The sequence below is a fragment of the Methanolobus sp. ZRKC5 genome (assembly GCF_038446525.1).
Classification (GTDB): domain Archaea; phylum Halobacteriota; class Methanosarcinia; order Methanosarcinales; family Methanosarcinaceae; genus Methanolobus.
The window spans coordinates 402,763-422,577 of record NZ_CP151792.1 but is presented as its reverse complement, the minus strand read 5'-3'; the positions used below and the strand labels follow the sequence as shown (position 1 = coordinate 422,577).

16 protein-coding genes are annotated in these 19,815 nt (G+C 39.5%); 9 read left to right on the top strand and 7 right to left on the bottom strand.

Annotated features, from left to right (window positions below; genetic code table 11):
* Positions 1 to 205 precede the first annotated feature (205 nt).
* On the bottom strand, positions 206 to 2,983 hold the full coding sequence (locus tag WN948_RS01830; RefSeq protein WP_342305295.1) for a PAS domain S-box protein: 2,778 nt from the start codon (positions 2,981 to 2,983) through the stop codon (positions 206 to 208).
* Positions 2,984 to 3,200: 217 nt separating this feature from the next.
* Between WN948_RS01830 and WN948_RS01825 the strand changes: the two genes are divergently transcribed.
* Positions 3,201 to 3,821, top strand: coding sequence for a LysE family translocator (locus tag WN948_RS01825; protein ID WP_342305293.1), 621 nt, complete (start codon positions 3,201 to 3,203; stop codon positions 3,819 to 3,821).
* A gap of 210 nt (positions 3,822 to 4,031) precedes the next feature.
* Positions 4,032 to 4,220: a hypothetical protein gene (locus WN948_RS01820; RefSeq protein ID WP_342305292.1), complete on the top strand. Its 189-nt coding sequence runs from the start codon at positions 4,032 to 4,034 to the stop codon at positions 4,218 to 4,220.
* Between the two features lie 101 nt (positions 4,221 to 4,321).
* Here WN948_RS01820 and WN948_RS01815 read toward each other — a convergent pair whose 3' ends face one another.
* Positions 4,322 to 5,086 carry a hypothetical protein gene (locus WN948_RS01815; protein ID WP_342305291.1) on the bottom strand — a complete coding sequence of 255 codons (765 nt, stop codon included), beginning with the start codon at positions 5,084 to 5,086 and terminating at the stop codon, positions 4,322 to 4,324.
* A gap of 692 nt (positions 5,087 to 5,778) precedes the next feature.
* Here WN948_RS01815 and WN948_RS01810 point away from each other — a divergent pair.
* Complete coding sequence (locus WN948_RS01810) at positions 5,779 to 6,342, top strand: flavodoxin family protein (RefSeq protein ID WP_342305289.1); 564 nt, start codon at positions 5,779 to 5,781, stop codon at positions 6,340 to 6,342.
* A 115-nt stretch (positions 6,343 to 6,457) separates the two neighbouring features.
* On the opposite strand, the gene WN948_RS01805 is transcribed toward WN948_RS01810, so the two are convergent.
* The 5 genes from WN948_RS01805 to WN948_RS01785 form a co-directional block, all read right to left on the bottom strand.
* Positions 6,458 to 7,471 (bottom strand): endonuclease/exonuclease/phosphatase family protein, encoded by a 1,014-nt coding sequence (locus tag WN948_RS01805; RefSeq protein ID WP_342305288.1) that lies wholly within the window; start codon positions 7,469 to 7,471, stop codon positions 6,458 to 6,460.
* A 240-nt stretch (positions 7,472 to 7,711) separates the two neighbouring features.
* On the bottom strand, positions 7,712 to 7,942 hold the full coding sequence (locus WN948_RS01800) for a hypothetical protein (protein WP_342305287.1): 231 nt from the start codon (positions 7,940 to 7,942) through the stop codon (positions 7,712 to 7,714).
* Between the two features lie 554 nt (positions 7,943 to 8,496).
* Complete coding sequence (locus WN948_RS01795; protein ID WP_342305286.1) at positions 8,497 to 8,919, bottom strand: hypothetical protein; 423 nt, start codon at positions 8,917 to 8,919, stop codon at positions 8,497 to 8,499.
* Positions 8,920 to 9,287: 368 nt separating this feature from the next.
* Entirely contained in the window at positions 9,288 to 9,467 is a 180-nt protein-coding gene (locus tag WN948_RS01790) for a hypothetical protein (protein ID WP_342305285.1), read from the bottom strand.
* A 229-nt stretch (positions 9,468 to 9,696) separates the two neighbouring features.
* Positions 9,697 to 9,963: a hypothetical protein gene (locus tag WN948_RS01785; RefSeq protein ID WP_342305283.1), complete on the bottom strand. Its 267-nt coding sequence runs from the start codon at positions 9,961 to 9,963 to the stop codon at positions 9,697 to 9,699.
* 173 nt (positions 9,964 to 10,136) lie between these two features.
* On the opposite strand from WN948_RS01785, the gene WN948_RS01780 reads away from it, so the two are divergent.
* The 6 genes from WN948_RS01780 (at position 10,137) to WN948_RS01755 (ending at position 19,812) form a co-directional block, all read left to right on the top strand.
* Complete coding sequence (locus tag WN948_RS01780; protein ID WP_342305282.1) at positions 10,137 to 11,534, top strand: aspartate ammonia-lyase; 1,398 nt, start codon at positions 10,137 to 10,139, stop codon at positions 11,532 to 11,534.
* The gene (locus WN948_RS01775) at positions 11,521 to 13,194 is read left to right on the top strand and encodes an FAD-dependent oxidoreductase (RefSeq protein WP_342305281.1); all 1,674 of its coding nucleotides are present in this window, start codon (positions 11,521 to 11,523) and stop codon (positions 13,192 to 13,194) included. Before WN948_RS01780 ends, WN948_RS01775 begins: the two co-directional genes overlap by 14 nt.
* A complete protein-coding gene (locus WN948_RS01770; protein WP_342305280.1) occupies positions 13,194 to 13,940 on the top strand; it encodes a succinate dehydrogenase/fumarate reductase iron-sulfur subunit in 747 nt (248 codons plus the stop codon). The genes WN948_RS01775 and WN948_RS01770 overlap by 1 nt, the downstream gene beginning before the upstream one ends.
* A 527-nt stretch (positions 13,941 to 14,467) precedes the next feature.
* The gene (locus WN948_RS01765) at positions 14,468 to 16,483 is read left to right on the top strand and encodes a LamG-like jellyroll fold domain-containing protein (RefSeq protein ID WP_342305279.1); all 2,016 of its coding nucleotides are present in this window, start codon (positions 14,468 to 14,470) and stop codon (positions 16,481 to 16,483) included.
* Between the two features lie 257 nt (positions 16,484 to 16,740).
* Positions 16,741 to 19,251 carry a cohesin domain-containing protein gene (locus WN948_RS01760; RefSeq protein ID WP_342305278.1) on the top strand — a complete coding sequence of 837 codons (2,511 nt, stop codon included), beginning with the start codon at positions 16,741 to 16,743 and terminating at the stop codon, positions 19,249 to 19,251.
* A 21-nt stretch (positions 19,252 to 19,272) separates the two neighbouring features.
* Positions 19,273 to 19,812: a cohesin domain-containing protein gene (locus WN948_RS01755; protein ID WP_342305277.1), complete on the top strand. Its 540-nt coding sequence runs from the start codon at positions 19,273 to 19,275 to the stop codon at positions 19,810 to 19,812.
* The last annotated feature ends 3 nt before the right edge of the window (positions 19,813 to 19,815 follow it).

Genomic DNA, 19,815 nt, shown 5'->3' with positions numbered 1-19,815 from the left:
CATGTTTAATTTTGTGAAAATTAAGGACGAAATTACAATGGAATGCCTTAAGCAGATATTTGTGCTGCCGTCAATCTCATTCTCTAGGATGCTGCATGCGTCCTTGATCAGATAAAAGAAGCAGATGATGATGCTTTTGGGATTTATGGAAAACTTCCATATGATTCTATTTAAAGTAAAAAATAGAATTAGTTTCCTTATTAATTCAGAAACCCTGATTTTCTATGGTAAATGAAAAAGTACTTCCTTTTTCTTCTTTTGTTTCAAGCCATATCTTTCCGTTGTGCATTTCAACGAAGCGTTTTACAAGGGCCAGTCCCAATCCAGTGCCGCCGTATTTTCTTTTATTTGATGCATCGATTTGCATAAAAGGATTGAATATATCATCCTTCATGTGTTCTGGAATTCCAATACCAGTGTCTGAAACAGATATTTGGATACCATTATCTGTTCTGGTGCCAATTACGGTGACTTCTCCTGCATCTGAAGTAAATTTAATAGCATTACTGAGTAGGTTGAACATTATTTGTTTAAACTTCAATCTATCAGCAAATATCTCAATACCGTTAATTTCATCCCGTAATATTAAGTCAATATTTTTCTTATTTGCCAATGGATACATAGAGGCTCGGATCTCAGTAAGTGTTTCAGAAACCGTGAAGTGCTCACAATCAAGTTCCATCTTGCCAGCTTCTATTTTGGACAAGTCAAGAACATCATTTATAACTTCTAAAAGGTGTTTTCCACTTTTACTTATATGAGCCACATGTCTGGCCTGTTTTTCATTCAGCTTGCCGAACATATTAGAACACAGTATATCTGAAAACCCTATTATGGTTGTAAGAGGGGTACGCAGTTCATGACTCATATTTGCAAGGAACTCTGATTTGATACGGTCATTTTCTTCTGCCAGCATTTTAGCCTGGAGCAAAGAGTGTTCTGCTCTTTTCTTTTCAGTAATGTCACTTGCAAACACAATATAGCGTGTTTCTGAAAGTTTGAGTGCATCTATCCTCATCCAGTAAACACCTTTGTCTTTGTGAATGGCAAGTAATTCAACGGTTGTAAAGCCACTGTCCTTCACTTCATAGTTACTTTTATGTGCCCTGGACTGGAATTCCGGGCTTATAAGGTCATAACCAGTCATTTCCAGCAATTCACCTTCAGAATATCCTGTAATTACAGAGGCAGTCTTGTTAACTTCCAGATAGTTCCAGTCTTCATTTGCTATAAAAATTCCATATGGTGCATTCTCGATGTAGTTTCTGAATTTAGCTTCACTTTTTCTCAGAGAATCTTCAGCTAGCTTCCGCTCAGTGATGTCGTGATAATTTAACATAATTCCATTGATAGCAGGTTCGTGCAAGAGGTTAATAGCTGTGAATTCTATCCATTTGTAATTGCCGTTTTTACAGAGATATCTGGTTTCTGCAGTTTTCTCTGCTTCTGGCATGCGAAGGAGCATGGAAAAAAGATTTTTTGCGTCCTCCAGTTCGTCAGGATGAATGTTATCCCATACAGAAGCACCGACGAGTTCCTTCGTTCTCCATCCGAACCACTTCTCTACGTTTGGACTCTTGTATCTGTTTATTCCGTCATTGTCAATGATAGCTATTATATCAGTACTGTTTGCGATCATTGCACTCTGCTTCGCTTCACTTTTGCGCAAGGCATCTTCAGCTTGTTTACGCTCAGTGATATCATGGTAGTTCAATAAAATCCCCATGATGGCTGGATCTTTCAGGAGGTTAGTGGCTGTGAATTCTATCCATTTGTAACTACCATCCTTACAACGATACCTGAAGTCTGCATTTACTGAAGCACCTGGCCTGTCTACAATCGTAGCAACTATTTCTTGCGTATGGATCCGGTCATCAGGATGGATATTTTCTAATGCGGGCATTCCAACAATCTCTTCTGGTTGCCATCCGAACCATTTTTCGATATTAGGACTTTTGTATCTGTTTATTCCCTTCTTATCGATGATAGCTATAACATCTGAAATGTTTGCAATCATTGCGCTCTGTTTTGCATCACTTTGTATTAGAGCTTCTTCTGCATGCTTCTGTTTGCTTATATCTCTGAACTCAACAACCCTGACCATTTTTCTTTTGTATGGGATGTTCTTTGCTTCTAACCTGAGGGGATACTCTGTACCGTCTTTCCGACGTCCCATTGCTTCATATGCTTCCTCATAACCTGCATTGATATTGCTTATCACTTGACCTCTGTAACTCTCGGCCATAAGTAGTAGTCCATCCATTCCGATTAGTTCGTCAAGTGTGTAGCCGGTCATTTCGGAAAGGCCTAAATTGCAATCAATTATGATATTATCCTCATGAATGAAAATACCACCAAAAGATGCGTTGTGGAGCGCTTTGAATCTCTCTTCGCTTTCTCTTAGTTCATTTTCTGCTCTTTTATGAAAAATAGATTCTCCGATGCCATCAGCAATTACGGTTAGGAGGTTAATGTCGTCTTTGTGCCATTTACGAGCTTCTACACAATCATCAAATCCAATGAAACCCCAGAATTCCATACCTGTAAAAATTGGAATTATCAGTACTGAAAGAATACCTTGCTCAGCAAGAATTGTTTTTTCGGGATCATCGAGTTCTTCTACTCTATGTGCAAAGTGATTCCTTGCTTCAAATATAGGTAGTAGTGTCGGTGCTCCTTCACTGTACGGTAAGTGTTGAATATCAGGGTTATCTATTTGTGGTTCGATACCTTCAGATACGATCTCATTGGTCTGTGACATACAAAGACCCAATTCAGGATCATCTTCATTTTTAAAAATATATGACCTGCTATTTTTAACAGTTTGATGAATTTCTTCAAGTATTTGGGGTAAGATATTTTCAATGCTATCCGGTTCAAGTAAAAGACGCATGCATTTGACTGTTGCCATCTCATAGTCCAGTCTTCTTTTGAGTGATTCTTCAATCTTTATCAGATCTTTACTCTTATCCGAGATATTCATTTCATCAAATTCCTTTATTAATGCTGAATACTGTTGTTCTGTAATTTTATATTTCTTTTAGAGTATCGCTTTCAAATTGTGTATTAATGGAAATTCTGTTAGACTTCATGTATATTGTATGTACTGCCTATTTATATAATTTGATATATGCTTATTAATACTTATCAGTCCTTGAAACAAAACCTTTAAAACTGTTTGACTGATATGCCATTAAAATATGCTTTTTATCAATGAGTTCCTGTTATCTGGAATAATTCTTGGTTTTGCTGCAGGTATTTCTCCAGGACCATTACTGGCGATGGTAATTTCCGAAAGTATACAACATGGGTCAAGAGAGGGGATAAAAGTTGCGTTATCTCCATTGATAACAGATATTTTGATAGTCTCATCTATTCTACTGATCCTGTCGCATTTTGGAAACCAGGATTTTGTAATTGCTATCATTAGTTTGTCAGGTGCAGTTTACCTGATATATCTTGGGATATCTTCATTTAAATCTGAAAGCAATGATTTTGACATTGCAAGTCAAAAGAGAAATTCATTGAAGAAGGGAATTTTAGTCAATTTTCTGAGCCCGCATCCTTATCTGTTCTGGATCACAATTGGTGGTCCCATTCTTTTCAAGGCACTTGATGTTGACATATGGGCTACCGTTCTATTTGTTTTCGGATTTTATGCTCTTCTTGTGGGCTCAAAGATTTTGCTTGCACTTGTTGTAGGAAAATCCGGACATTTCCTGAAAAGCAACTATTATCTTTACACTATCCGTGCGCTTGGTGTGGTTTATCTTGTTTTTGCTTTCTTTTTTATTAAGCAGGGTCTTGATTTGCTGGGATGACTACAATTACTTTTTTATTAAAACTTACTTAAACATACTATTTCCTAATTAAATTTCTTATTGTTATTAATATAAATTAGAGTTAATACATAATTTTTTTCTTTGTATTGTTTTCTTTAAAAACAGTATCAATTAACACTGTTACTCCAAAAATTAATAGAATACTCATCTAATATATTAATTATCATATCACTAAATGGAGTATTAATTATGGTAGAATGTGAACTACTTTCAAAATGTGGATTCTTTAATAAGTACCAGTCAGAAAAGCAAGCAGCATGCAAAGGATTCATTGCCTTGTATTGCAAAGGTCCTAAAATGGATGAGTGTAAAAGAAAAGCTTACAGGAAAGAGAACGGTGTTGCTCCTTCAGATGACATGATGCCTTCAGGGCAATGATTGTAAATTGATTTTATGTTTGCATGAATATTTAGATTGACGTAACTCTTATTAAACCAATTAAAAGTGCAGCCTCACTTCCGCTCTTTTTATTTTCGTGTTCAGGATATTACAACACCATATTTCACAAACACTTTGGCAAATGCCAACCTGAGATTTTCTGACTCTGTTTTGATATCTGTTAAATTACCTGATGCTACTGAATAATTTAGTACTCCAATAGCGCTATCAACCTGAGCAAGAGCAGGTTTGTATCCATCATCTGCACTTTCCGGTTTTTCAGCATCTTTGACAGCCTGCCACTCCTCTTTCAGAGTAGGAATATAGGCTGCAACCATTTCTGTATCGTTGGCATTTGCAGCATCAATTGCTTCTTCCATCGATGCATGGAATACAGTAAGAAGATCTCCCATATGTATAACATCGTTCCTTTCATGCAGGCCGAAGAAAAGGTCCCTCATAATTTCAAGAGTACTATGCGCAGTTTCAATGTCGCCTTCTTCAAGCATTTCCTGTGAATATTCCGCTATTAGAACTGCTCTTTTTATTTCACTTGCCCAATTTTTATCATTGGTATACATCTCAGGTGGTGCTTCTCTATATGTATCAGATACATATGTGAGCTTGCCTACAAGTTCATCAATAGAGGACTGTGATGCTGAAACATTTTTCTGGCTTGTTGATACAAGTGCTTCAATATATACTGTATTTGCCTCTGCCATAATTTCGGCAAATTCTATTTCATCTACAATGACAGGAATCGCTGCCGTATCGTCTTTATTCTTGACTTGTTCATCGACGCAACCTGCTATAAGAAAAGTTGATATTATTATGAGGGAATAAACGAAAAGTAACTTCAGTTTCATAATTATAGGCACCCTGCAGGAATATGGTGTGCCACAATATAAATTTATGTGATTTGATTAATCATAAATTTAATTTAATTCTGAGGTGTGCGAAATAACTGACGAGGTACGAAAGTTAGGAGGATTCGAAGAAAGAAAACACACCTCAGAACAAATGCTTACTATAACAGTTCCATATTATATCTGATAGTTTTAATAATTTATGGTGTATATATGACACATCTGATATATTTACTTAAAATTTCAGTAACTATTCAGCCTGATAAAAACGCTATCAATAACAATCTTGACAAAAAGTTGAAACGTAAATTTCATTAGGATCATTTATTTTGATTGTTGCTATTGATTGCTTTTTTGATTGTTAGATTGTTAGTGAGCAGACATCTCTATTTCGATGAAATCAGTACCAATAGGCAAATCGTGCCAGGCTGAATAGTTACAAATTTCATTTCTGATCGCTATATTCAATTCTGCATTGGCGCACTGCTTCCATTACAGAAATACTCCTTTTCTCAAAATAAGTAAGCAATACTCGACTCTTGGTGTTATCTCCGGGTGCGTTTTGTGCCTGAAACGACTATATTTTCTAGGTTTTGTCGTAAAAAAAAGTGTGTGTGGAATTTAAATATAGCATAAGCTCATTTAGCATTCGAATACTTTTCAAAAAAGTAATCACTTATAGGTAAAAGGAAATGATTCAAATGAAGGTAGTAGGTTTTGTTGGAAGTCCAAGAAAGAATGGAAACACCGATATGCTTGTCCAGCAGGTTCTTGATGGAGCAGTAGAAGCAGGTGCTGATGTCGAGAAGTTCTATATTAATGATATGGATATAAAAGGATGCCAGGGGTGTAATTATTGCAGAGCTGTGGATGAATGCAAGCTTAATGATGACATGACAAAAGCCTATGAAGCTTTAAAGAATGCAGACGGGTTTGTATTTGGATCACCAATATACTTCTTCCAGTTCACAGGTCAGATGAGACAGTTCATTGATCGCTGTTTTGCTCTTATTAACCCTGATTTCAGCTCACGTCTGGATGCCGGTAAAAAAGCTGTGATAGTAGGTGCACAGGGTGCTCCTGATGCTGAAGCTTTTACATCTGTATATGAGGAATTCTCCCGAGTACTGCAAATGTTCGGAATGGATGTCCAAGGAACTTTTGTGGATATAGGTCACCATGCACCCGGTGAGGTAAAGGAAAACACCGAACTCATGGAACAGGCAAAGATGGCTGGTTCCCAGCTCTTTAAATAATTCTTCAGTAAAATAGCATGCACTCCGGGTGCATGTTCTTTTTTTCTTCAACAATTTTCAATTTCAATTGTTCTCAAGCAGTTGATGACGATAAATAAAAATTAAAAGAAGGGAGTTAATCCCTGTCATTAACTGCAATGAACTCTGCATAGACTGGGTAATGATCAGATACTGCCACAGTTTCATCATATGTTAAATTGTATTCCAGATCATATCTGAAGACCCCGAACTCTCCTGTAAAGTCACTGTCGTCTGTCAGGATTATTCTATCATAAGTATAGTCCGTTGCCTTTGTGGTGGTATCCTGAGTGTCGTCAATTACCCAGTAGTAGTCATCAAGATCTGAGGTAGAATCTTCATTGAAGTACGAACCGTCAGCATTGAAATCTCCCAGGATGATGAAATCCTGCTCCTCCGGGTAGACGTTCTGTGCGTGTGCAAGGGCTTCATCCAGGGCATTTATTTCTTCGGTGGCCTCATCAGGATCTGTGTGGACCACTATTAGAACAGCATCATAATTTCCATTGACCGCCCTGAAAGAGGCAATGTAAGGTTGCCTGTGGAACGGATCTGTTCCTTCTGGTTCAGGGTAGGACAATGCTTCGCTTGTAATTAATATCGTGTCAGTGTTGTAGACGTAGGCGTATTGTTCTTTGCTTGTGGTCCTTCCCATCCTTTCACTGACAACAAATTCATAGTTTGAACCATCAGAGTTTACAAGTTCTACCAGTTCAGGAAGGGCTGTTTGTGACTTGTCCCTTATTTCCTGGATAGCCATTATGTCGTATGTCCTTGTGATGTCTGCAAGGACTGCCATTACTTCCGGTTTATCAGCCTTTGAGACTCCAAATACCTGAATATTGAATGATCCAATTCGCAATTTTTCTGTCAGGTTCATTTTTGGTTCAGGTGCAGGAGCCTGGTTACCGCGATTATTTTCTCCATTATCGGATATATCGGTAGTAGAAGCCAGAGGAGTCTCTTTCTCTTCATTTACAGACTGTTCAATATTTTCCTGCACATTTGTTTGAATTTCTATATTTTCTGTTTGTTTGTCAATTAGGATTATTTCATCTGTAACATTTGTATTTTTCTCATCTGAAAGACAACCGGTTGTAAAACTTGCCAACACACAGGTTAAAATGAATAGACTAACAATTTTTTGCATCGTATGATACTCCATTTGAATATCATTTGATTGCATGCTAGCGATTTATACTTATAGTCTGTCTTTTGAAGCTGTTTTTACTTTAAAATAAGTAATTTATAAATTTGAATGAAAAATATTACGTGCAGGTACAGATAAATTAGTAATTAAGTATAATTATAAATAAAAGTAATCAATTATTACTTAGAACACGTAACAACATTATGACCGGCTAACTTCTGCATTTTGTATTCTGTGTGAAACACTTATAACACTTTTATTAATAGGACAGTCTTCAAGTATACTATCATTTAAGGAAATAACTGGCACAGGATTTTTCATTTTAGGATGGCCACAATAATATGCGGTTCCAACTTTAGTTTTTCCTGAAACTCCTGCACATTTAGAATAAAGGGGAATATGTTTTCTATAATTGCATGTTGAGCAGTTCATTTTTCATCGTCCTTGATATTGGTAGTACCTAATTGATAAATTTTGTATCAAATAGAGTACTTAGCTAAATAGAGAATGCGGCATAAATTATATGATAAATATATTTACACCCGCTTATTATATCTATTCTCTTTTATTATATTTATGCTAAACCCTATAGTATACTGTTACTATTATATGCTTGCGTATATTTTTTCAATAACAGCTGGCATATTTTATATAGTATGTCTACTAATATTTTAAATGACAAAAAGGAAGCGTGATAATACCACCACAATCTCATTATAGTACCATACCAACCAACTTTATATTATGAGAATATCATGCTTCCTGCTTGTATTTTCTTAGCAAGTAATGCTCAGAGGATTAATCTTTTTTTAATTATTATGCTAAAATAAAATATGAGATCGGCTCTCTACAGAGCCGAAAGCCTCATTTGAGTAATTAAGGTAATCTTGACATACTTGACAAGAATGTGCAGTAATAGCTTGAATTTAATTTCTTTCTTTTTGGTACTGTTTTAGTTGTTAAATTCTCTTGCTTTGCAATCATTATCAAACAATTCCCAGATCAAGTGCCAGTGACAATATGATTACAATTATTGAGAAAGCAAATATCACCAAATAATTCATGCGTTCCTTTGATACGGACAAACTCCACATAATGTATTGCAATCCACGGTAGTCATCATCGCTCAAAGGTGTCTTGTTCTCTATCTTTTCCAGTAGTTCCATGTCCTTAAGAACACTCACCCGGCGTGTTGCAATATGATATCTGTGTGCGAAGAACAACAGGTATCCAAGGACACCTAGGTAGAAAAGAGCTTTTGCCAGAATCCCATTATAATAATCTGCAATGATTATCAATCTAAGAAATATTGCTGATATCATTCCTACCCAGAAGTAGAACTGGATTCTCTTCATGCCGTAAGCCTCAGGGACATGTATGCTGTTTAAGTTATTGACAATTTGAGTCATTGTATCTTTCTACCTGTATTTTTTTTCTAAATTTGTCTGATCGAAAAACTACGTTTTTCAATCCAAACATTTAGCAGAATACAGAATCCCTTTACCGTCTTAATAATATTTAAAGTTATTGTATATAGGATGTATATACAGACAAAATAAGATCTCAATAATTGCCTTTTGCTTTTTTTAGGTATATGGATTGGCGCAATTAATGATATGAGAAGGACTTTCTTCTGACTTGATAGTAGATAAGGAAACAAAACTGATTGTTCAAGTCTATTCATTGTCTATAAGAATGAATATTTCCAATTATTTAAAAAAGAGCAATAGATAAAACAAGTAAAATTTATGAAAGAAAAAAAGGAGGCGATGATAAATCAGACCTCAAGACAGTCAAGTGGTCTCTTGAAGAATGCCTTTATCATCCCAGTTTCATCCATGTCCTCTGAGAAGCGTATCAATTCCCAACCATCTATGCCGAGCTTGTTCAAATCCTCTTTCGTCTTGTCCCATTCTCCGTAGTGAACAGATCTTATGTCATATTCCCATGGTGCCATGTTTTAACCTCTGATCAAATAAGTCCAATTTGAGTATACAATAATGTACAATTGCGCTATATAAAAAACTTGTCAAAAAACAAAGTTGTGTTTAAAACAAATCAATTTGATTTATTCGATTCGAAGAAATGGGTGAATACGAAAACAAAATATGAATTAGTTTCCTGCTTTGAACAAAAGTTAGCAGGAAATAAGCATAGTTGCTAATAATTAGAAAAGGATTTGAAGATCACTGGCGTGACAGTTTTTTAATACTGTCCATATCTATTTTTTCCTTTGAAAGAACATCAAAAACCTTACTCTTGTCGATCCACATATCAGATGCACTTTGCAAACCCTGGGATTTGTGAGGTGCGTACTTGATATCAAACCCTGGTGTGATGGTAGCTTCACCAGTGACAGAACTAGTAAAAGTATTCTGAAGCAGAGGAGCGTCAGGATCCTTCCTGTTCTTTGCTTCTGTCGATACCTGCTCATCTGTTTTATTGTCAGTCATATATGGGTAGATTGACCTCATGATTATTAAAGGATTCTGATAATTGTATAAAAAGCAATATAGGTACAGACTTCTGAATTTGCCGGAATAACTTTATAAAACAAAACGCTTGTCTTTTCATAGGGCGTTAATTCCAAGTATTCTTACTTAGTTTATAAATCGTGGGTGATTATGTGGTTCGGTTGGAAAAAGATACTTTAGGAGAAGTAGAAGTACCGGATAATGTGTACTATGGTCCGCAGACAGCAAGGGCTATGGATAATTTTAAGGTAAGTGGTGAGAGCTTGCCCATTGAGTTCATAAAAGCCCAGGCAGCTATAAAAATAGCATCCGCAAAGGCAAATATGAAAAGCGGAAAACTTGACTCTTTTATAGGTAACGCAATCGTTGAAGCTGCATATGATATACGAAATGGAATGATGGCAGACCAGTTTGTCATAGATGCTTTCCAGTCTGGTGCAGGTACTTCGCAGAATATGAATGCAAATGAGGTAATTGCCAATCGTGCACTTGAGATATTGGGACATGAAAAAGGAAGATACGACATAATTCATCCAAATGACCATGTTAATATGTCCCAGTCCTCAAATGATACCACTCATACAGCTATCCATATTTCAGCAGTTGAAATTCTGACAACAAATCTTCTTCCGGTTATTGATGAACTGCTAAGGACTCTTCAAGAAAAATCGGCTGAGTTTATGCCAGTGGTCAAATCAGGACGAACACATCTTCAGGATGCGGTTCCTATCACATTGGGTCAGGAATTCAGTGGATACTCAAGGATGATAGAACTCGACAGGAAAAGGTTACTGGAATCTATGGAGGAATTGCTGGAACTAAACATGGGTGGAACTGCTATAGGGACCGGACTAAATGCTCCTTCTGGATTTTCAGATATTTCGATACGGGAAATGAAGGACATAACAGGAATTGATTTCAGGATTGCTGACAATTCCTTTGAAGCTACCCAGGGTGCCGGTGCTATCCTTGCCTGCTCTGCTGCACTTAGGGGGCTTGCAGTAAGTCTTACTAAAATATCAAACGACTTGCGCTTGCTTTCCAGTGGTCCCAGGGCTGGGCTGGGTGAATTAAACCTTCCTGCAGTGCAGCCCGGCTCATCGATAATGCCATCTAAGGTAAATCCGGTAATGGCAGAAATGCTTAATATGGCAAGTTTCCAGGTGATTGGAAACGATACTGCTATTATGATGGCTGCACAGGCAGGTCAGCTTGAACTTAATGTATTTACACCACTACTTGCTCACAATCTCCTCATGTCGATAAAATTACTGACAGGTGCGATTGATTCATTCAACAGAAAATGCCTGAAAGGCTTGAGTGCTAATATTGAAAGGTGTGCGGAACTTGCAGGTTCCAGCCTTGCACTGGCGACATCCCTTGCTCCTATAATTGGTTATGATAAGGCCGCTGAGGTAGCTTACAGAGCACACCGGGAAAACCGGTCAATAAAGGAAGTGGTCACTGAAATGGAACTGCTTACGGACAAAGAAAGTGAGGACTTGCTGGATCCAGTGAAACTAACGGGGCTGACAGATGATAGATCATGATATAATAGTAATTGGAGGAGGACTTGCAGGACTTCGGGCAGCGATCGAGGCTCATCAGCTGGGAGCAGATGTTGCTATAATCTCAAAAGTGCATCCCATTCGCAGTCACTCCGGCGCTGCACAGGGTGGTATCAATGCATCACTCGGAACTGATGATCGTTGGGAGTCACATGCTTTTGACACTGTGAAGGGTAGTGATTATCTTGCAGATCAGGACACAGTTGAAGTGCTTTGTAAGGAAGCACCTGAAAGAGTTATTGAAATGGAAAATTGGGGGTGCAATTTCTCACGACAGGATAGTGGCAGGATAGCTCAGCGTCCTTTTGGAGGCGCAGGATTCCCAAGGACATGCTATGCGGGTGACAGAACCGGGCATAATTTGTTGCACACATTATATGAGCAGGTTCTCAGAAGTAATATTAAAATATACAGCGAATGGATCGTGACAAAGCTCATTGTTGATGAAGGCAGATGTGCCGGCTTTGTTGCATTGAACATGGCAGATTCAAAGATCGAAACTTTCCGGGCAAAAGCTACTATTCTTGCCACTGGCGGATACGGAAGGATATACCAGCGGTCTACCAATGCCATAATTAACAGGGGATTTGGCATAAGCCTGGCTTACGATGCCGGAGTTCCGTTACAAGATATGGAATTTGTGCAGTTCCATCCAACTACTCTATGGGGAAATAATATACTGATAACAGAGGGTGCACGTGGGGAAGGTGGCTACCTTTTCAATAAAGACCACGAGCGTTTCATGAGCAGGTATGCGGAAGGAGCAATGGAGCTTGCACCAAGGGATATAGTTGCCAGGTCCATACAGAAAGAGATAGATGAAGGAAGAGGATTTCCTGATGGATATGTGCATCTTGACCTGACGCACCTTGGAAAAGATCTTATAAATGAAAGACTTCCGGGTATAAGGCAAATATCAATTGATTTTGCAGGTATCGATCCCGTGAAAGAGCCCATACCTGTGCAGCCTGGACAACATTATTCTATGGGTGGTGTGAGTTCGAACAAGGATGGAAGAACGCCAATGCAGGGTCTTTATGCTGTTGGTGAATGTGCCTGTATCAGTGTTCATGGCGCCAACAGGCTTGGGGGAAATTCACTTCTGGACACTGTTGTTTTTGGGAGGAGGGCAGGAATTGATGCAACAGATTATGCAAAATCTGTTCCAGTATCTAATGAAGATAAACTGGTTGAAGCTTTCCAGCAGGAGGAAGAAAGGATTCAGGAGATGTTTGGAACAGATGGGGAAAACTTTGCTTCTATAAGGGATGAGCTACAGCAGATCATGCAGGAAAATGTTGGCATATTCAGGAGTCGGAAGGGTCTGAAAGATGCCCTGAATGAAATCAGAAAACTCAAAAAAAGGGCAACAAAACTGAAAGTTAAAAGCAAAGTCACAGTCTTTAATTTCGAACTGATGAATGCCATCGAATTAAAAGGCATGCTTGAACTGGGTCATGTCATAACTCTCGGTGCACTTGAAAGGGAAGAAAGCCGGGGGGCACATTACCGTATGGATCATCTTGAAAGGGATGATGAGTATTGGCTGAGACATACTCTTGCTTACAAAGACGGGGAACCACGTCTTGAATACAAAGAAGTGAACATTGGTAACTTCACTCCGCAAAAGAGGGAATATTAATGGTGAAACTGGTAATCAAAAGGCAGGATAAGAGCACCATATGGTATGATACTTTTGATGTTGAGGAAAAACCCGGGATGACAGTGTTGGAAGCATTGTTCCAGATTCAGGAGAAACAGGACGGGAGTCTTTGCTTCCGTTATTCATGCAGGGGGGCGGTATGTGGTAGTTGTGCCATGCTAATTAATAGAAAACCAGGGCTTGCGTGCAGGACGCAGTTGTATGATGCTAAAACTGAAGTTGTTCAGGGGTCTGAAAAGAACCAGATAATTCTAAAACACAGCAGTAGAGATGATGATAAGAACGAAATTCTTGTTGAACCACTTCCGAATTTAGAAGTCATCAGAGATCTCATAGTAGATATGGATCACTTTTACAGGCTGGTCGATTCTATTAAACCATGGATCAATACACCTGAGAATGCAGGTAAAGAGAACATCATATATCCTGCTGTGCAAATGCAGATCGAGAAGTATACCAACTGTATACTTTGTGCTACTTGTCATGGTGCCTGCCCTGTTGCAGCAAGGGATGAGAAATATCTTGGACCTGCTGCGCTGGCAAAAGCATGGCGTTTTTATCTGGACCCACGCAGCAACAAAGAAGATGTAGACCGGCTTCTTGGCATGACAGATTCTAAAGAAGGTGTTTGGGGATGTGATGTTGTTTATAATTGCGTGGCTGTTTGTCCGAAGAAGGTTACTCCGACGCCTGCTATACTTGAGTTGAGGGAAAAGATGGAGTAGATATTATAAGGGCAAGTTCAGGCTTTTTGATGTGTGAATTGTATACTTCGTTTAAAATTAGAATATCTAAGACGCTAAAAAAGGAGTAACTTTTTACTAAAAACCATAATGTTTAATATTCTAGGGTTGACATTTTTATTCCATTTGACTTTCAAAGTTGGGTGAATATATAAATATAAATATAAATATAAATATAAATAAGCCAATAAAGATTTCGATAAATTTATATAATAAAGACACGTTTATTCATAGGTAGTTGGAAATATCGAAATTAAGTGGTCGTTGTGCCCAAACTATTGTGTTGGATATATCCCAAAGCTGGGGTTGCTTTGGTTTAGTTTTCTATATAACAAGTTTTGTAGTATAAAAATATCTAACCTTTACCTCCCACAACACAAAATTTGGCTGGAAATTAAAGAGAAAAATCATTTATATCTCAAATATCTGAACGCATGTCAGGGGTACTAGTATTAGTTTGACTTTCAAAATCGGGTTCCAGGACTGATAAAATATGAAGAGGTATAGAAATGGAGTGGTACTACAATAAATTATTTATCATCGTTGTTATTGGGCTACTGTTCATATCTTCAACGTACGTAGCCGCTGAAGATGATGCAATCATTATGTTCTTCGGTCTTGCGGGAGCATCAGCAACTGCAGCACCAACTTCAGGATCAGGACTTGTAGCCTATTATCCCTTCAATGGAGATACCAAAGACCATTCAGGGAATGAAAACGATGGAACAAACAATGGTGCCATCTTTGTCACAGGAAAAAGCGGGGAGGCACTGGATTTTGATGGTACGAATGACTATGTCTACGTACCGGTTAATATAAATCAGGATGCAATGCCACAGGTGACCATGGCACTCTGGGTTAAGTCTGATAGTGATTCGAGAGGAACGGTTATTTCCCATGATAATGGCGGTTTTGATCGTACAATAGCTATCGATGCACGTGGTGGAGGACTTGGCTGGTCAGCCTTTAGTGGTTCTGGTGGCGTTCTGGGCTATCAGGCTGTCACAACCAACAAATGGACATTCCTGGCAGCAGTTTACGACCAGGATGCAGATATTGTGGAGCTATATGTAGATGGCATCAGATATGAGGAATCAGGTAGTCTTAGTTCTGGCTGGGATTATACTCATATTGGTTCCAACCCGTCTTTTGGTGTGAATTTTGATGGTAGCATAGATGAAGTGAAAATATACAATTATGCTCTCACCCAGAATGAGATCAATTCCCTCTTTGAAGGAGAAACGACTCCAACTGCGGGAGAAATTACATCAACACCACCTTCCGGTTCAGGACTTGTGGCTCATTATCCTTTTGATAGAAACTATGAAGATTCCTCGATATATCAGAACCATGGGAATCCGAAGGGAAGCATGGATTTCACTGCCGGTGTGGTAGGAACTGCTGCGGCGAGTTTTGATGGTGCGAGTTATATCGAAGTGAGTGATAGCGATTCTCTTGACCTTACGGATGATTTCACTTTCTCGGTGTGGCTCAACAAAATAGATGCGGGAATCGGTGGATGGGCTGTTGTTTTCTCAAAAGGAGACACGCATTCCACATCTGCTATTAATAGTCCCTATGCACTGCTTCACACCAGCGGAAAATACCCCGGTGTTCGAGTTGCCGGTCAGATTATTTCGTCAAATACAGAAACGAATTTTAACGAGTGGTATTTCCTTACAGTAACAAGGGAAGAAAGTGATCTCAAATTCTATATTAACGGAGAGCTCAAGGACACAATGAAATCAACAGCTTCTATCCAGAGATCAGGATCTAAACTTGTCATAGGAATTGACCCCCCGGGGTCTACAGAATACTTTAAGGGATCAATGGATGACCTCAGGATTTACAATTATGCCCTTTCCCAGAGTGAGATCAACTCCCTCTATGGAGGAGAAACGGTTCCAAGTGCGGAAGAAATTACACCACCATCCACTATTGGCTTCTCTGGTTTGATCTTTGAATCCCGTGACAAATCAAGCGAAAGCAGTGTACAGATCCCATTGACATTGAACGGGATCGATGAAAATATCGGTAACATGGATATAACTCTGGGTTATGATTCCTCTGTTCTTGAGGCTACTGAGGTCATCAAAGGAGGCTCAACCACAAATTCCCTGTTCGATTACAATATTGTGGACGGGACGATAAAGATAAGTCTGGCTGACAAGGTAGGATTCAGTGGCGATGGCTCTATCGCTTACGTCAGGTTTGATGTTATTGGTGCTGAAGGCTCGTCTTCTCCTCTTGTGATTACAAAACTGTCCGCGAACAGGGCAGATGATCTATCAATTATCAATATTCCGACTCAGGATGGTGTATTCAGCGTAGTGAGCAGGGAACAAAGCCTTGGTGATTTTGACGGTGATGGCATCTATACTTCCGTGGATGCTCTCGCTGCGCTTCAGATGGCAGTGGGAAAGATTCCCGAAGACCTGATTATGGACATGAATAGTGATGGACAGGTCTCATCCATGGATGCGAGGATGATTCTCAGGATTGCTGCCGGATTGGAGGAATTATGATACTGATTTGTTATTAAAAATCAAAATATATTGGGGGATAAAAGATGGATAAAGAATATTTGGTGAAAATAGGTGTTCGTGCCAGTATACTCTTTATCCTGACTTTATTTGCGATTAGTTTTGTGGTGGGGATTGGAAACGCTGGGACTCTTTTGCCCAATAAGGATACAGTGTTTAATGAAAGTGATTGCCAAACAAGACTACCACACGGATTTACTGCTAATGATAACTGTTATGCTATATGGACCTTCGGTGAAATGAAATTTGGCAAAGGAGATAATGTAGAAGTACATGATGTAAAAGTACATAGACTATACTGCTATTACGATGATCAAAAAACTGGTGGGAAGGCTAGTTGTGGGTTGCATCAGTTTGAACTTAACGAAGAAAAAGTGAAGGAAATTTTTACTCGCGGGGAAAAAGATGAGTGTCGTAGTATTACACCGGACTGGATGGGTGGTTGGAGTAAGACCCTAGAAAGTACAGATGACAGATTTGTCATGTTGTGTGGGAGGCCGGGATTAAATCCTGATGATGCTGGATTTCATGAAATTGTAGGAAATATTCGTTACCGCAGATCCGTGATAAATATTCGTGTCAAGTCTCAGGGTAGTGAAGATATTGTAAAATCCGTTTTTTGTGCACTGGAAAAAAATGCTAAAGCAGTTATAGATGGGAATGATTGCCAGGAGTGGTGTAGTAAAGTGAATGAACACTTTATTTGGGACGGAAAAAGCGAGTGGCCTGAGTGCCAGTGCGTATGCGAGCAAGGCTATGGAAAAAAGGATGATGAATGCGTAAAGTGCGAAGATTGGTGCCAGAAGATGGATTCTCGTGCCCACTATGACCCCAAGGAAAGTAAGCCGGATGAATGTGAATGTTATTGTACTGGCAACCTGCTTGAATTCGAATGGGGAATTGATACAGGAAAATGTGAATGTGTCCCTGGGGCGGTACCCAAAGGAAATGAATGCGAATGTCCGGAAGGTTGGAACCTGAGTGTATGGGGAGACAAATGCATAAAGGAAGAGAAGGCGGTTGTGGAGAAAACGCCCATTGAAGTAGAGAGAGAGCGGATTGCCAACCAGTATAATAAGCTCGAGAAAGGCTATCTGCTCTTCTCAGAAGGAACAGTAAGTAAGACTTCAACATACGTGCCTGGTATGCCATATCACAAATACGGCCATGTGGGAATCTATATCGGCGACTACGAGGTGCCAGCAGGAAAGAACTATACTGTCCGTGATTCCGCTGCAGCCCCTCTCAAGATATACAGAAAAGATCCAAAAACTGGAATCTACCAACCAATTAAGCTGAAGTTGGGGGAAAAGATAAAGCCGGGAGATCTAATCATTGGAGCCGTTGTAGAGATGCGACTGAGTGGGGCTGTATTCACTACTGTAGATGGCATGAAAAGAGAATCTTACAACACCATGGGTGGATATGATACAATAAAACGGTGGCCGTACTTCGATTGGAAAACAACTAAACCCGCACCAACACCCGAACAAGTGGACAAAATCTGCCAGTTTGTATTAAAAAAGGTGGAGCTGACGGAGCAAGGCAAGCTGGGCTACTGGCCCGGAAAGATGGGAACTATGGTGGGGGGGAAGGAGCGATGGGACTGCGGCTGTCTTGGCATGGGGGCCTACAGATATGCTAAAGTCGGTCCGACTCTAAACTACAAGAAGTGGCTCCTCCTCCCAATGGAAATATACAACAATGTAGACGCACAGTATCCTCGGTCGCCCAGAGATATACTCACCACTGTCAGAAGTCCTGTGAATCTTCATCTCTATGACGGCGAGGGTAGACATGTTGGCATGACCACCCAGGGTATTGTCGAGATGGAGATACCCAATGCCTATTACCAACCAGAGATTGAGGAATATCATCAGGGTATTCTAATAAGGAACGTCAATGATGACTACCAACTCACGATAAAGGCTTTGGATGAAGGCAGCTTTAGCCTACACATCCTAGACCACAACGTATGCAATTCAGGCAGTATAACCGAAATAGACTTTCAGGAAGTCTCCATCATAAAGGATACCAAGGCTACTCTCAACCTAGGTTCTGTCAACAATGAGTATTTGATGAGAATTGACGAAGATGATGACGGAAAAGTGGATAAAATGCTTGAACCTACATTACTCACAACCACTCTTCTGACTATGGAGAAAGCTGTGGAAAGCATAGGCTTGACTTTCGAATCCCGCAGCAAACCAAGCGGAAGCAGTGTACAGATCCCCTTGACATTGAATGATATTGAAGAAAATATCGGGAACATGGACATTACATTAGCTTATGATTCATCTGCTCTTGAAGCAACTGAAGTTATCAAAGGAGGACTGACCACAGATTCCCTTTTTGATTATAACATTATGGACGAAACGATAAAGATCAGTCTTGCTGATAAAAACGGATTTAGCGGAGATGGTTCTATCGCCTATATTGATTTCAATGTTATCGGAGCTGAGGGGACATCCTCGGATCTTGAGATTGTAGCTATCACAGCTAACAGGGCAGATGATTATGAAGCTGTGGAGATACAAATCCATGATGGTCTATTTAGTGTGATAAGCATAGAGGCAGGCATGGGAGATGGTGATGGAGATGGGGTGTATACATCCCTTGATGCACTCTACGCACTTCAGATGGCTGTGGAAAAGATACCAAAAGACCCGGTCATGGATGTAAATGGAGACGGAACTGTGACATCTTTTGATGCCAGAACTATTTTGAAAAATGTAGTAGGAGAGGAGTAATAGAAATAAGGAGATGGAATAATGAGAAAGGGTTTGATGCTGATTAGTTTGGCATTTCTTATATCACTTGCTTCGGCAAGTACTTTGACTCTCAGTGTGAGCGATGCAACTGGGGGAAGTGGAGCCACCGTAGAGGTTCCGATCAACATGGAAGGTGCAACAGATGTTGGAAGTATGGACATTCTTATGAGCTACGATGCCGGGATATTGCAGGCCATAGGTGTCGATGCTGGTGCCCTCGGAAAAAACGCGTACATTGAATCCAATACGGCTGGTGATGGAGAGGTTATCATAGCTCTGGCAGACGCGTCCGGGATTAGTGGTAATGGTCAAGTTGCAATTGTCTCCTTTGAAGTGATTGGTGACACCGGCTCATCAAGTCCTCTGGTACTTGAGGATACTTCAGTGCACGATATAGAGAGGGTTGAAGTGATAACAACAACTAGGGATGGAACTTTTAGCGTTACTGCTGGGACCGAGGGTGCAGGTTATGAGAGTGCAGATGTGCTTGTAATAGGCGCAATCCTCATGGCGCTGTTCGTAATCAAGAGACGAAAATGAAAA